Annotated in this window: 12 protein-coding genes; 7 read left to right on the top strand and 5 right to left on the bottom strand. The window is 73.9% G+C overall.

The features are described 5' to 3' along the window. Positions 1-69: 69 nt before the first annotated feature. From ACFZBD_RS24395 to ACFZBD_RS24385, 3 genes are all read left to right on the top strand, one after another. Positions 70-660 (top strand): TetR family transcriptional regulator, encoded by a 591-nt coding sequence (locus ACFZBD_RS24395; RefSeq protein WP_391143010.1) that lies wholly within the window; start codon positions 70-72, stop codon positions 658-660. A gap of 111 nt (positions 661-771) precedes the next feature. Then, complete coding sequence (locus ACFZBD_RS24390; protein WP_391143007.1) at positions 772-1,968, top strand: DUF418 domain-containing protein; 1,197 nt, start codon at positions 772-774, stop codon at positions 1,966-1,968. Positions 1,969-2,025: 57 nt separating this feature from the next. Further along, positions 2,026-2,808 (top strand): phosphatase, encoded by a 783-nt coding sequence (locus ACFZBD_RS24385; RefSeq protein ID WP_391143004.1) that lies wholly within the window; start codon positions 2,026-2,028, stop codon positions 2,806-2,808. A gap of 63 nt (positions 2,809-2,871) precedes the next feature. On the opposite strand, the gene ACFZBD_RS24380 is transcribed toward ACFZBD_RS24385, so the two are convergent. From ACFZBD_RS24380 to ACFZBD_RS24365, 4 genes are all read right to left on the bottom strand, one after another. Then, positions 2,872-3,831, bottom strand: a complete 960-nt coding sequence (locus ACFZBD_RS24380) for a cation diffusion facilitator family transporter (RefSeq protein WP_391143002.1) — start codon at positions 3,829-3,831, stop codon at positions 2,872-2,874. Between the two features lie 23 nt (positions 3,832-3,854). Continuing rightward, complete coding sequence (gene tesB, locus ACFZBD_RS24375; protein ID WP_391142999.1) at positions 3,855-4,715, bottom strand: acyl-CoA thioesterase II; 861 nt, start codon at positions 4,713-4,715, stop codon at positions 3,855-3,857. After that, positions 4,716-5,873, bottom strand: coding sequence for an acyl-CoA dehydrogenase family protein (locus ACFZBD_RS24370; protein WP_391142997.1), 1,158 nt, complete (start codon positions 5,871-5,873; stop codon positions 4,716-4,718). Between the two features lie 134 nt (positions 5,874-6,007). Next, positions 6,008-7,186 carry a helix-turn-helix domain-containing protein gene (locus tag ACFZBD_RS24365; protein WP_391142993.1) on the bottom strand — a complete coding sequence of 393 codons (1,179 nt, stop codon included), beginning with the start codon at positions 7,184-7,186 and terminating at the stop codon, positions 6,008-6,010. Positions 7,187-7,349: 163 nt separating this feature from the next. On the opposite strand from ACFZBD_RS24365, the gene ACFZBD_RS24360 reads away from it, so the two are divergent. Then, entirely contained in the window at positions 7,350-7,955 is a 606-nt protein-coding gene (locus ACFZBD_RS24360) for a hypothetical protein (RefSeq protein ID WP_391142991.1), read from the top strand. Between the two features lie 19 nt (positions 7,956-7,974). On the opposite strand, the gene ACFZBD_RS24355 is transcribed toward ACFZBD_RS24360, so the two are convergent. Continuing rightward, positions 7,975-9,489 carry a PucR family transcriptional regulator ligand-binding domain-containing protein gene (locus ACFZBD_RS24355; protein ID WP_391143357.1) on the bottom strand — a complete coding sequence of 505 codons (1,515 nt, stop codon included), beginning with the start codon at positions 9,487-9,489 and terminating at the stop codon, positions 7,975-7,977. Between the two features lie 192 nt (positions 9,490-9,681). Here ACFZBD_RS24355 and ACFZBD_RS24350 point away from each other — a divergent pair, with 192 nt between their 5' ends. The 3 genes from ACFZBD_RS24350 (at position 9,682) to ACFZBD_RS24340 (ending at position 14,113) form a co-directional block, all read left to right on the top strand. After that, positions 9,682-11,169 carry a sodium:solute symporter gene (locus tag ACFZBD_RS24350; RefSeq protein WP_391142988.1) on the top strand — a complete coding sequence of 496 codons (1,488 nt, stop codon included), beginning with the start codon at positions 9,682-9,684 and terminating at the stop codon, positions 11,167-11,169. A gap of 60 nt (positions 11,170-11,229) precedes the next feature. After that, positions 11,230-12,213 (top strand): agmatinase, encoded by a 984-nt coding sequence (speB, locus tag ACFZBD_RS24345; protein WP_391142985.1) that lies wholly within the window; start codon positions 11,230-11,232, stop codon positions 12,211-12,213. A gap of 217 nt (positions 12,214-12,430) precedes the next feature. Next, entirely contained in the window at positions 12,431-14,113 is a 1,683-nt protein-coding gene (locus tag ACFZBD_RS24340) for a thiamine pyrophosphate-dependent enzyme (RefSeq protein ID WP_391142983.1), read from the top strand. Positions 14,114-14,135: the final 22 nt, after the last annotated feature.

Here is a 14,135-nt window from a genome sequence, read left to right as displayed (position 1 = left end):
CGGTTAATGAGCGTTAACGTATGTCCTTCAGGTTAACGATCGCTAACCGCGTTGTCTAGAATCGGTCCCATGACCACGACCGCCAGGACCGACGCCCCGACGCGACGCGAGCAGATCCTCAAGGAGGCCGCCCGCCTCTTCGCCGAGCGCGGCTTCCACGGCGTGGGCGTGGACGAGATAGGAGCGGCCGTCGGCATCAGCGGCCCCGGGCTCTACCGCCACTTCCCCGGCAAGGACGCCATGCTGGCCGAGCTGCTCGTCGGCATCAGCGAGCGGCTCCTCGACGGCGGCCGGCTCCGGGTCGGCGAGGCGGCCGGCGACCCGCGGGCGCTCCTCGGCTCGCTCATCGACGGACACATCGACTTCGCCCTCGACGACCGGCCCCTGATCACCCTCCACGACCGCGAACTCGACCGGCTCAAGGACGAGGACCGCAAGCGGGTGCGCCAGCTCCAGCGGCAGTACGTGGAGCTGTGGGTGGCGGTCGTACGGGAGCTGTACCCGACCGCCACCGAGAGCGAGGCGCGCGCGGCCGTGCACGCGGTCTTCGGCCTCCTGAACTCCACGCCCTACCTCGCCGCGCTGGGGCGCACGGCGATGGAGGAGCTGCTGCGGCGCCTGGCCCACGGCGCCTTCGGCGCCCTGGCCGCCGCCCGCTAGCCGCGTCGGCGCCCCGCGGTCCGTCGGACCCGCGGGCCGTCCGGCAGACTTCCCGGAGACGACGGGCCCTCGGGCGCCGTCCGGCAGACGACCGAGCACGGGGGCACGGCCATGGCACAGGACGCGACGGAGGCCGGCGTCCGCCCGGCGGACAGCGGGCGGCGCATCCAGGAGGTGGACGCCCTGCGCGGCTTCGCGCTCGGCGGGATCCTCCTGGTCAACGCCCTCGTCATGGCGGGCGTCCCCGCCCTCCCCGACGACACGCCCGGCCTCGTGGCCAAAGGCTTGGTCACCGCGTTCGTGGAGACCAAGTTCTATCTGCTCTTCTCGTTCCTCTTCGGCTACAGCTTCGTCCTCCAGCAGGAGTCGGCCGAGCGAGCCGGCGCGCGCTTCGTCCCGCGCATGCTGCGCCGCCTCCTCGGCCTCTTCGTCCTCGGCCTGCTGCACATCGCGCTGCTCTACACCGGCGACATCCTGACCATGTACGCCCTCCTCGGCCTGATCCTCCTCGCGGCCCGAGGCGCGTCCCCCGGCCGGCTGTGGACGGCCGCCCGCTGGGTCCAGACGGTGACCTCCGCGCTGCTGCTCGCCTTCGCCGCCCTGGTGACGCTCGTCCCGGACGGCGGCACGGAGACCGACCAGGCCGAGGAGACCGCCCGGCTGACGGCCGGCTACCGCGGCGGCCCGGCCGACATCATCGCCACCCACCTCGCCGCCTGGCCCGACGTCGTCGGCGCCCTCCTCTTCGCCGGCGGCCTGGTCACCGCCGCCTTCCTGGCGGGCGCGGCGGCCGGCAAGCGGCGGCTGCTGGCCGGTGACGCCCTCGGCACGGACCGGCTGCGGCGGATCCGTACGTACGGACTGCTCTGCGGCCTGCCCGGCTCCCTCCTCATGGCGGCGGGCGCCACCGGCGTCCTCCCGGCCCGCTGGGGGACCCTCGCCTTCGTCGCCGGCATGGTCACCGCCCCGGCGCTCACCGCCGCGTACGGCAGCGCCCTGCTGCTGTGGATGCGGACGCCGCGCGGCGCCGCCACCCGCCGGCTGCTGGCCCCCGCCGGCCGGATGGCGCTCACCGGCTACCTGACACAGTCCCTGGTGATGGCGCTCGTCTTCACCGGCTACGGACTCGCGCTGTACGGCCGCGTCGACGCCGTCGCCGTCCTCGCCGGAGCTCTGGCGCTCTACGCGGGACAGCTGCTCCTCAGCGGGTGGCTGATGCGCCGCTTCCGGCTCGGCCCGGTGGAGTGGCTGCTGCGCGCGGTGACCCTCGCCGGACGCCCCCACGGCGGCGACCGGACCCGGCGCTGAGGTCCACGGGACGAAACGGGGCGGCCACGGGCCGTGGCGGACGGCAGAATGGGCACCATGCCGATACTCAGCCGCCCCGCCCTCGTCGAGCACCTCGTCCGGACCCGGATCGCGGGGGACGTCGCCACCCCGCGTGACAACAACCTCTCCCACTACCGCAAGCTCGCCAACGGCGACCGCCACTACTGGCTGGGCCTGGAGCTGGGCGACCGGTGGACGGACGAGCAGGACGTGCTCGCCGTGATGGCCGAGCGGTGCGGCGTGAACGACGACCCCGCGCACCGGAGCGGGCAGGACACCATCGACCCCGAGCTGACCGTCGACGGACTCGACCGGATGGCCGCCCGGCTGCGCAAGGCCGCCGCCGGCAAGCAGCGGGTGCTGTTCGCGACCGGCCACCCCGGCGCGCTGATCGACGCCCACAGCCGGGTCGCCGCCGCGCTGCGGGCGGCGGGCTGCGACATCGTGCGGATCCCCGGCGGGCTCACCGCCGACGAGGGGTACGTCGTGCAGTTCGCCGACGTCGCCGTCTTCGAGCGGGGCGCGACCCTCTGGCACACCCACTCGCCCGAGCCGATGAACGCGATCCTCGACGGCCTGGAGCGCGAGGGCGAGCCGCGGCCCGACCTCGTGGTCGCCGACCACGGCTGGGCCGGCCGCGCCGGCCAGCGGGGCATCGACTCCGTCGGCTACGCGGACTGCAACGACCCCGCCCTCTTCATCGGCGAGGCCGAGGGCACCATGCAGGTCGCCATCCCGCTCGACGACCACGTCATCGACCCCCGCTCCTACGAGCCCCTGACGGCCTACCTCCTGGACGCGGCGGGCCTGACGGTCTGAGGGGTCCGCCCGCGGACGGGCCCGCGTCCCGGCCGCCGCAGACCCGCCCCCGCCCCGGCACGTTCACGTCCCCGTCGGGCCGGCCGGCCCTTCGGCCGGACGGCGGCCGGCTCCGGGGGTCGGGTCCAGATAGACCCGGCGGATCGCGGGGAAGCGTTCGCGCAGCTGCTGTTCGGCCTCCTCGCAGGCCCATTCGACCTGGGCCGCCGAGGACACGTCCCGAAAGTCGATCTTGGCCGCGATCATGACCTCCTCCGGGCCCTGGATGAGCGTCGTCAGCTCCAGGACGCCGACGATGTGCGGCACGGAGAGCAGCTCCTCCACGACCAGCGCCCGCATCGCGCGCGGCACCGGCCGGCCGATCAGCAGCTCCGCGTTGGAGCGGCCCAGCACCCACGCCACGTACACCAGCAGCGCGCCGATCAGGATCGAGGCGACACCGTCCCACATCCCCGAGCCGGTGATCTGACCGCCCAGCAGGCCGCCGGCCGCCAGCATCAGGCCCGCCAGGGCGGCCGAGTCCTCCAGGACGACCGCCTTGACGGTGGTGTCGGGGGTCAGCCGCAGATAGCGCCCGAACGGCGCCTTCACCCGCTCGGCCTCGCCCCTGACCTGCCGCAGGCCCGTCCGCAGCGAGAAGCCCTCCAGGACGAAGGCGACCGCGAGCACGACGTACGAGACGAGCGGATCGCCCGGCTCCTCGCCATGGGTCAGGGTGTGGATGCCGTCGTAGACGGAGAAGACCGCGCCGCCGACGAAGGTGGCGACGGCGGCGAGCAGCGCCCAGACGTAGCGCTCGTTCGCGTATCCGAGCGGATGGTCCTCGTCGGCCGGTTTCGCGCTCCGCTTGAGCGCGGTGAGCAGCATGACCTCGGTGACCGTGTCGGCGACCGAGTGGGCCGCCTCGGAGAGCATCGCGCTCGATCCGCTGATCAGGCCCGCGACGGCCTTGGCGGCGGCGATCCCGAGGTTCGCCGCCGCCGCCACGATCACCGTGGACGTGCTCTCGCCGTTCTGCGCCATGCTCCGGACGGTATGTCCGATCATCAGCGCGGAACGCGAACGACACCCTCCTGGATGACGGAGATCGCCAGCCGCCCGTCCCGCGTGTAGATCCGCGCCTGGCCCAGGCCCCGGCCGCCCGAGGCGGACGGCGACTCCTGGTCGTAGAGCAGCCACTCGTCGGCCCGGAACGGCCGGTGGAACCACATCGCGTGGTCCAGCGACGCCCCGACGACGTCCCCGACGGCCCAGCCGCCGCGCCCGTGGGCGAGCAGCACCGAGTCCAGCAGCGTCATGTCGGAGACATACGTCGCCAGGCAGACGTGCAGCAGCGGATCGTCGGCCAGCTTGCCGTTCGTACGGAACCACACCTGGGAACGCGGCTCGCGGGGCTCCCCGACGGAACCCCACGGCGGGGTGTCGGCGTAGCGCAGGTCCACCGCCGCCCGCGCCTCGACCAGGCGCGCGGCCACGTCCGCCGGAAGGTGCCGGGGCAGCATCTCGGCCGCCGTCGGCAGCGACTCCGGGTCCGGCGCGGCCGGCATGTCGTACTGGTGCTCCAGCCCCTCCTCGTACGTCTGGAAGGACGCGGAGAGGTGGAAGATCGGCTGCCCGTGCTGCACGGCGACGACCCGGCGGGTGGTGAAGGAGCGGCCGTCCCGAATCCGGTCGACGGTGTAGACGATCGGCGCACCCGGGTCCCCGGCGCGCAGGAAGTACGCGTGCAGGGAGTGGGCGAGCCGGTCCTCGGGGACGGTCCGGCCGGCCGCCACCAGCGCCTGGGCGGCCACCTGGCCGCCGAAGACGCGAGGGACGACGGCCGAACGGGACTGCCCCCGGAAGAAGTTCTGCTCGATCTGCTCCAGGTCGAGCAGATCGAGCAGGGAGTCGAGCGCTTCGGGCACTTACAGGCCCATCGACTTGGCGATGATCGTCTTCATGATCTCGCTGGTGCCGCCGTAGATGCGGTTCACGCGGTTGTCGGCGTACAGGCGGGCGATCGGGTACTCGTTCATGTAGCCGTAGCCGCCGTGCAGCTGGAGGCAGCGGTCGATGACGCGGTGGGCGACCTCGGTGCAGAACAGCTTGGCGCTCGCGGCCTCGGCCGGGGTCAGCTCGCCCGCGTCCAGGGCCTCCAGGGCGCGGTCGGCGACGGCCTCGGCGGCGTCGACCTCGGCCTGGCAGGCGGCCAGCTCGAACTTGGTGTTCTGGAAGTGGGCGACCGGCTTGCCGAAGACGGTGCGCTCCTGCACGTACTGCTGCGCGAAGCGGACGGCGGCCCTGGCCTGCGCGTAGGCGCCGAAGGCGATGCCCCAGCGCTCCGAGGCGAGGTTGTGGCCGAGGTAGTAGAAGCCCTTGTTCTCCTCGCCGAGCAGGTCCTCGATGGGCACCTTCACGTCGACGAACGCCAGCTCGGCGGTGTCGGAGGTGCGCAGGCCGAGCTTGTCCAGCTTGCGGCCGATGGAGTAGCCCGCGGACTTCGTGTCCACCGCGAAGAGGGAGATGCCGGAGCGGCGGTCCTCGGCGGTGGGCGCGGCGGTACGGGCGCAGACGATGACGCGGTCGGCGTGCACGCCGCCGGTGATGAAGGTCTTGGCGCCGTTGAGGACGTAGTGCGTGCCGTCCTCGGAGAGCTTGGCGGTGGTCTTCATGCCCGCGACGTCGGAGCCGGTGCCCGGCTCGGTCATCGCCAGGGCCCACATCTCCTCGCCGGAGACGAACTTCGGGAGGTAGCGCTTCTTCTGCTCGTCGGTGGCGAGCATCTTGATGTACGGCAGGGCGAGCAGCACGTGCACGCCGGAGCCGCCGAAGTTCACGCCCGCGCGGGAGGTCTCCTCGTAGAGGACGGCCTCGAACTTGTGCGTGTCCAGGCCCGCGCCGCCGAACTCCTCGGGGACGTTGATGCCGAAGACGCCCAGCTCGCCGAGCTTGTAGTAGAAGTCGCGCGGCGCCTGGCCCGCGGCGAACCACTCGTCGTAGACGGGGACGACCTCGGCCTCGATGAAGGCGCGGATGGTGTCCCGGAACGCCTCGTGGTCCTCGTTGAATACGGTACGGCGCACGAGCCGCCTCCTTCGGAGTCCTGGGTGCCTGGGTGCCAGACGCAGTATGCCTAAGCGCTTGCTCAGTCAAGTTACCGGTGGGTTCGCGCCGCTGTCCAGATCTGAGGCGCCAGGGTTGCCCAGATCACGTCCGCTCACGCCCCGGACGCCTCGCCGGGGACCCAGCGCAGACCGACGGAGTCGTATCCGTGCACGGGCCGCCCCTTCGCCCCGCTCGTCCGGAAGGGCCCGCCGTCCTCGTCCCCGATCCGGACCGTGCCCCGGCGCCCCTCCGAGCTCCACTCCAGCTCCAGGTACCAGCGGCAGTCGCACCCCGACGTCCCCGCCGAGACCAGCAGCTCCTCCGGCTCGGCGGCGCTGACCGCGTACGGGAAGGAGACCGCCGGGAGCGTCCGGCCCTCCTCCCCGGAGGCGTCGTACCCGTCCAGCGCCCGCGCCACCGGCCGCGGCCGGTCCAGGTCCACCTCGAAACGGCGCGGCGTCACCGCCCCGCCGCACCCGTCGTCCGTCCGGTACGCCGCCCACGGCAGCGGCGCGCCCCGCTCCACCACCCGCACGTGCAGCGCCTGGAGCACCACCGCCGCCGCGCTCTTCCCCTGCACCGACACCCGCACCAGCGTCTGGCCGCCGTCCACGGCCCCCTGCGCCGCCGCCCAGCTGCGCGCGTCGGCCGCCTGCGGCGGGGGAGGGGGCGTCCGCTCCACGAGGTAGGTGTGCCCGCACCCGTTCTTCCACAGGTGCGAGGCGACCGTCCACGTCAGCGGCGCCGGTGGTTCGGCGGCCCGCTCCCGGGCCTTCCCGGGCAGGAGTACGGCTCCGAGCGTCACCGTCCCCACGACCGCCAGCGTCCCGCCGACCAGGCCCAGCCACCCCCACCGGCGCCTCCGCCGCTCGGACGGGAGACCGCCCGGCACGCGCGCGTGCACGGGTTCCAGCTCGGACGCAGGCTCGGACGCGGGGGCCGGGTCGGGCTCGGGCGTCTTCGTTTCCGGGCCGGGTGCGGGCGCAGGCTTCGGTTCCGGGCCGGGCTGGGGTTCTGCCGCGGGCTCCGGCGCCGGAGGGCGGCGGGTGCGGTCCGCGCGGCTCCAGGCCGCCTCCAGGGCCCGCCGCTCCTCCTCGTCCGCCCCGCACAGCAGGGCGAGGCGGTCGACCACGGCGAACTCCTCCGGGACGGTCGCGCCCGAGCAGTAGCGGTGGAGGGTGGACGCGCTGACGCTCAGGCGCCGGCCCAGCGCCTCGTAACTGCGCCCGTCCCGCGCCTTCAGCGCGCGCACGAACCGCGCGAACTCCTCGACGGCGGCGTCCTTCGGCATTCCATCCCCCTCGACCCTGCGTCCCATGCTTCATGTCCTTGCACGTCAGCGGGGGTGGGATGGTTCCGGGACGGGTGGAGGGTGCGTCACCGTTGCAGACGGCGGGCGCCGGCCCGACGCTGGTGGAGCACTGACCGAACGACCCGACGGGGGATCCACCAGCATGAACAAGCTCCGTACCGCACTCGCCACCGCCGCCGCTGCCGCCCTGGGCCTCGCGGCCCTCGCCACGGCCCCGGCGCAGGCCGCTGCCCAGCCCGCCTTCCTCGCCGCCTCCCAGATGCCGCCGTCGTCGACGCCGTGGACCGCCACCCAGGTCTTCACCGGCGTTCCGGAGAACGGCGGCGTCCTCTGCGCCCCGTACAAGATCCCGGCGCAGAACACCCGCTACCGCGAGTTCAGCACCGAACTCGACACCAACGGCGTCCAGGTCACCACCGTCGCCCGCACCGAGGCCGACGCCGTGAAGCTGGTCGACACCCTCCGCAAGGCCCTCGCCGGCTGCGGGCCCCTGCTGGAGCGGCAGAACCCGGGCCTGGACGCCGTCAGCGCGTACCACGGCAAGCTCGCCGTCGAGGAGGGCGCCTGGGTCTACAGCCTGGACACCGCCGACCCGCAGGTCGGCAGCACCGACATCCACCTCTTCTCGGTCGGCCGCGACGGCCGCACCGTCACCCTCGTCCGCTGGGGTCAGATGGGCGACCTCCAGGACGCCCCGCTGACCGCCTTCCGCACGACGACGAAGACCGCCGTCAACAAGCTCTACTGATCCCGGGGCGGGGCCGGAGTCAGTCCGGGAGGCGGCCCAGCGCGAACCACAGCTCCATGCGCACGTCGGCGTCGTCCAGGTCCCGGCCCAGGAGCGCGGCGCAGCGGGCGACGCGCTGGCGGACGGTGTTGCGGTGGATGTCCAGCGCCACCGCCGTCCGGTCCCAGTTGCCGTGCAGGGAGAGCCAGGCCCGCAGGGTCCCGACGAGCGGCGGGGTGAGGGGGGCGAGGAGGGACCGGGCGTACGCGTCCGCCTCGTCCCCGTCCACCAGCCCCCCGATCCCGGCCACCCGGTGCCGCACGAGCCCCACCCGCAGGGCCTCCGCCCTGGCCAGCGCCCGCGCGGCCTGCGCGTCCCCGACGGCCAGCTCCTCCGCCGCGACGGGGGCGCTGACCCCGAGCACCCACCCGTCCTGCGCCCGGGCACCGGCCGAGGCCGGCACCAGCAACCGCACGACCCCCCGGGGCCGGGAGCCCGCGGGCCCCGGCCCCCGGGCCTCGCCCGGCTCCGCGCCCTCGTCGGCGGGGCTCTCGTCCCCCGCCACCAGCGCCGTCCCCAGGGCCGCCGCCAAGGCCCCCGCCGCGAACGGCGTGCCGTCGCCGCCGCGGGCGTGCACCACCGACCACGGCCCGGGGCCCAGCGGCGCCGCCGCCTCCGCCGGGGGCGCGCCGAGCAGCAGGCGGACCAGGGCCGCGTCGCGGACGGAGGCGTCGGCGCCCCGGTGCGGGGCGGTCAGCAGGGACAGCAGGACCACCGCCACCCCGGCGATCGTGTGGTCGGCCGTCTCCCTCCGCTCGGCCGCCACCCCCAGCGTCAGCCCCTCCCCGCCGCCCAGCGCGTACGCGGCGAGCCGCAGCCCGCCCCCGTCGCCGCTCGCCGACGCCGGGCCGCCCGGGCGCGGGCCGACCACCCCCGCCAGCTCCCGCAGCGCCCCCGCCGCCTCCGGCGGGACCGGCCGCCCCGCCGTCGCGTACTCCGTGCCGTCCGCCGCGAACAGCACCGCCCGCCCGCCCAGCCGGGACGCCAGCGCGCCGAGCACCGCCGGGACCGGCGCGGGCCGGGCCGCCGCCGTCGCCAGCGACTGCTGCGCCTCCGTCACCCGGCGCAGCTCCCGGTGCCGGGCCTCCGCCATCAGCCGCCACACCGCCCGCGCCACCGCCGTGAACGGCGTGTCCGGCGGCACCTCGACCAGCGGCAGACCGGCCCGGTCGCATGCCGCCACCAGGGCCGCCGGGACCGTGTCGTACACCGGCGTGACGCCGAACCCGAGCGCCGCCGCGCCCGCCTCCACCACCCGCTCGACGTACCGCTCCGGGTCGGTGAGCTGCACCCCCGCCGTCATCAGCAGCTCACCGCCGAGGAGATAGGGGTACGGGTCGGCCATCTCCGAGGTGTGGACCCAATGGACGTGGACGTCCTCGGGGCCGGTGGCCGCTCCGGCGAGCAGCCGCAGCCCGAGGTCCGGGCGGCCGAGCAGCGCGGCCAGCGGGACCGGCTGGGCCGGGGGCGTGAAGGTCGGTTCCTGCGCGGGCATCGCCATGGATCCTTCGTACATCCGAAGCGTGAACAATGGATGAAACGTACACTTCAGCGTCGCTTTCCGGCCACCTACTGTCGTGCCATCCAGGGGCCGCGGGTACGGGCGGATGTCCCCGCGATCCGCCCCTGGTCAGCCTTTCGGGGCTTCCCCCGCACGACACGCCACCGAGGTGAGAAGGAGGGCCCCATGGCCGTCGACTACGCAGTGATCGTCGTGTACCTGGCCGGCATGCTCGCGATGGGCTGGTGGGGCATGCGCCGCGCCAAGTCCAAGAGCGAGTTCCTGGTGGCGGGCCGCCGGCTCGGCCCGTGGATGTACTCCGGCACCATGGCCGCCATCGTCCTCGGCGGTGCCTCCACCATCGGCGGCGTCGGCCTCGGCTACAAGTACGGTCTCTCCGGCGCCTGGATGGTCTTCACCATCGGACTCGGCCTGCTGGCCCTCTCCGTCTTCTTCTCCGCGCGGATCGCCCGGCTGAAGGTCTACACCGTCTCCGAGATGCTCGACCTGCGCTACGGCGGCCGGGCGGGCGTGATCTCCGGTGTGGTCATGTGGGCGTACACGCTGATGCTGGCCGTCACCTCGACCATCGCGTACGCGACCATCTTCGACGTCCTCTTCGACCTGCCCCGCACGGTCGCGATCGTCCTCGGCGGCGCCATCGTCGTCGCGTACTCGACGCTCGGCGGCATGTGGTCCATCACCCTCACCGACATGGTGCAGTTCGTGGTGAAGACCATCGGCGTGCTGATCCTGCTGCTGCCGATCGCCGTGATCAAGGCCGGCGGCTTCGCGGAGATGAAGGCCCAGCTGCCCACCGAGTACTTCGCCCCGCTCGGCATCGGCGGCGAGACGATCTTCACGTACGTGCTGATCTACACCTTCGGCATGCTCATCGGGCAGGACATCTGGCAGCGCGTCTTCACCGCCAGGAGCGACAAGGTCGCGAAGTGGGGCGGCACCGTCGCCGGTACGTACTGTCTCGTCTACGCCCTCGCCGGCGCCGTCATCGGCACGGCGGCCAAGGTCCTCTACCCGAAGCTGCCCAGCGCCGACGATGCCTTCGCCACCATCGTCAAGGACGAGCTGCCCATGGGCGTGCGCGGCCTCGTCCTCGCCGCCGCGCTCGCCGCCGTCATGTCCACCTCCTCCGGCGCGCTCATCGCCTGCGCCACCGTCGCCAACAACGACATCTGGTCGCGTCTGCGCGGACTCACCGCGCGGAACGACGGGAGCGGGAGCGATCACGACGAGGTGAAGGGCAACCGGCTCTTCATCCTGATCATGGGCATCGCCGTCATCTGCATCGCCATCGCCCTCAACGACGTCGTCCAGGCGCTCACCGTCGCCTACAACCTCCTGGTCGGCGGGCTGCTCGTCCCGATCCTCGGCGGGCTGCTGTGGCGCCGCGGCACGGTGCAGGGCGCCCTGGCGGCGGTCGCCGTCGGTGGCCTCTCGGTGATCGGCCTGATGTGGACTTACGGAATCCTTGCGAATGAGCCTGTTTACTATGGTTTGTTGGCATCGCTCGCCGCTTATGTGATCGTTTCCCTGGCGACCCGCCCGACCGACCCCGCCGTCCTGGCCGCCTGGCGCGCCCGGCTGGCGGGCCGGGACACCGACGCGGCCGAGGGCCGGGAGCCCGCGACCGTACCGGCCACCACCACCGGCTGACCCCGCGCCACCGGACGCGACCCGTCCGGAAGACCCCGACACACCCAGGAGGACCCGACCATGAGCAGCAGCGACCAGAACGCGTTCCGCGGCCCGACCGACTCGTCCCGCATCCCGCGGTACGCCGGCCCCGCGACGTTCGCCCGGCTGCCGCGGCTCGACGAGGTCGGCACCGCCGACGTCGCCGTGGTCGGCATCCCCTTCGACAGCGGCGTCTCCTACCGCCCCGGCGCCCGCTTCGGCGGCAACGCGATCCGCGAGGCGTCCCGCCTCCTCCGCCCGTACAACCCGGCGCAGGACGCCTCGCCGTTCGCCCTCGCCCAGGTCGCCGACGCCGGTGACATCGCGGCCAACCCGTTCAACATCAACGAGGCCGTCGAGACCATCGAGGCCGCCGCCGACGACCTGCTCGCCACCGGCGCCCGCATGATGACGCTGGGCGGCGACCACACGGTCGCGCTGCCGCTGCTGCGCTCCGTCGCCAAGAAGCACGGCCCCGTCGCCCTGCTCCACTTCGACGCGCACCTCGACACCTGGGACACGTACTTCGGCGCCGAGTACACCCACGGCACGCCGTTCCGCCGCGCCGTCGAGGAGGGCATCCTCGACACCGAGGCGCTCTCCCACGTCGGCACCCGCGGCCCGCTGTACGGCAAGCAGGACCTGACCGACGACGAGAAGATGGGCTTCGGCATCGTCACGTCGGCGGACATCTACCGCCGGGGCGCGGACGAGGTCGCCGACCAGCTCCGCCAGCGCATCGGGGACCGTCCGCTCTACATCTCCATCGACATCGACTGCCTCGACCCGGCCCACGCGCCGGGCACCGGCACCCCGGAGGCGGGCGGCATGACCTCCCGCGAGCTCCTGGAGATCCTGCGCGGCCTGTCCTCCTGCAACCTCGTCTCCGCCGATGTCGTGGAGGTCGCCCCGGCGTACGACCACGCGGAGATCACGGCGGTCGCCGCCTCGCACACGGCGTACGAGCTGACCACGATCATGTCCCGCCAGATCGCGGCGAGCCGCGCCACGGGCACGAAGTAACCCACCGGTCGTCGGCCTTCCCGCCCCCCTCCCGGGGGCGGGCGGGTGCCTCGGTACGGCCCCGTCCGGGCCGGGCCGTACCGTGGGGCGGTCCGGCGGAGCTCCACCGAGCCGCACCGGCCGGACCCGCGCCGCGAGCGCCGCACCCGGGCCGGCCGCCTGCCCGCGCCCGCGCCCGTATCCGACACGCAGAACGAGCCACACCCGAGGGGACGTCATGACCCACGACCACGACCTGGTGCTCCGGCCGACGGCCGCGCAGAGCGAGGCCGCGCTCAACCCCCCCGCGGGGCGCAACGGCGGCGACCTCGTCGTCGAGAGCCTCTCCGGGCTGGGCGCGACCACCGTCTTCGGGCTGCCGGGGCAGCACGCGCTCGGCATGTTCGACGCCCTGCGCCGCTCCTCCCTCACCTACGTCGGGCTGCGGGTCGAGAACAACGCGGGCTTCGCCGCCGACGCCTACGGCCGGATGACCGGCGAGGCGGCCCCGCTGCTGCTCTCCACCGGCCCGGGCGCGCTCATGTCGCTCGCCGCGCTCCAGGAGGCCGCCGCCGCCTCGGCGCCCGTCCTCGCCATCGGGAGTCAGGTCCCGGCCGCCGGCCTCGGCGGCGGGCGGCACGGCTATCTGCACGAGCTGCGCGACCAGCAGGCGTCCTTCCGGGACATCGTGAAGTCCGTCCACACCGTCCGTACGCAGTCCCAGATCCCCTCGGCGATCGCGGCGGCCTGGGAGTCGGCGCTCACCGCCCCGCACGGGCCGGTCTGGGTGGAGATCCCGCAGGACGTCCTCCTGGCCGAGACCGCGATCCCCGTCGTCACCGCGATGGACGCCACCCCCGAGGACGTCGTCCCGCGCCCCGAGCTGACGGCCGTGGCGGCGGACCTGCTGTCCAGGGCGGCCCGGCCGGCGATCATCGCCGGCGGCGGAGTCGTACGCTCCGACGCCTCCGGCAAGCTCCGCGCGCTCGCCGAACGGCTCGACGCCCCCGTCGTCACCACCTTCGGCGGCAAGGGCGCCTTCCCCTGGCACCACCCGCTCTCCCTCCAGTCCTGGCTGGAGGACCGGCACACCACCGACTTCCTGGAGGACGCCGACGTCCTCCTGGTCGTCGGCTCCGGCCTCGGCGAGCTGTCCTCGAACTACCACACCTTCGCCCCGCGCGGCCGGGTGATCCAGATCGAGGCCGACGCCGGGAAGCTGGAGTCCAACCACCCGGCGCTCGGCATCCACGCCGACGCCCGCCTCGCCCTCCAGGCCCTCCTGGAGACGACGGAGGTGCGCCGGGACCCGACCGCCCCCGAGCGGGTCGAGGCCGTCCTGGCCAAGGTGCGGGACCGGATCGCCGCCCAGGACCTCGGCCTGGAGCAGCGGATCGTGGCCTCCGTCCGCGAGGCCCTGCCCGACAGGTCCCCGAGCTTCTGGGACATGACGATCCTCGCCTACTGGGCCTGGTCCGCCTTCGACGCCCGCCACCCCAACACCATGCACTCCGCCCAGGGCGCCGGCGGCCTCGGCTACGGCTTCCCCGCCGCCCTCGGCGCGGCCGCGGCGGACCCCACCCGGCCGGTCCTCGCCGTCTCCGGCGACGGCGGCGCCATGTACTCGATCGCCGAACTGGCGACGGCGAAGCAGTACGGCTCCGACGTCACCTGGCTGATCGTCGACGACGGCGGCTACGGCATCCTCCGCGAGTACATGACCGACACCTTCGGCGAGGCCACCGCCACCGAACTGGCCCGCCCCGACTTCGTCGCCCTCGCCGAGTCCTTCGGCGTCCCGGCGGTCCGCACCACCCCGGAGACCCTGACAGCCGACCTGGCCAAGGCCCTCGCCACCCCGGGCCCCTCCGTCGTGGTCCTCCCCGCCCTCCTCCGCATGTTCGAGCCCACCCACCTGTGACCCGCGCGGTCCCCGGTCCTAG

The organism is Streptomyces sp. NPDC008121, assembly GCF_042957155.1.
Classification (GTDB): domain Bacteria; phylum Actinomycetota; class Actinomycetes; order Streptomycetales; family Streptomycetaceae; genus Streptomyces.
This window is presented reverse-complemented; position numbering and strand designations above follow the sequence as displayed.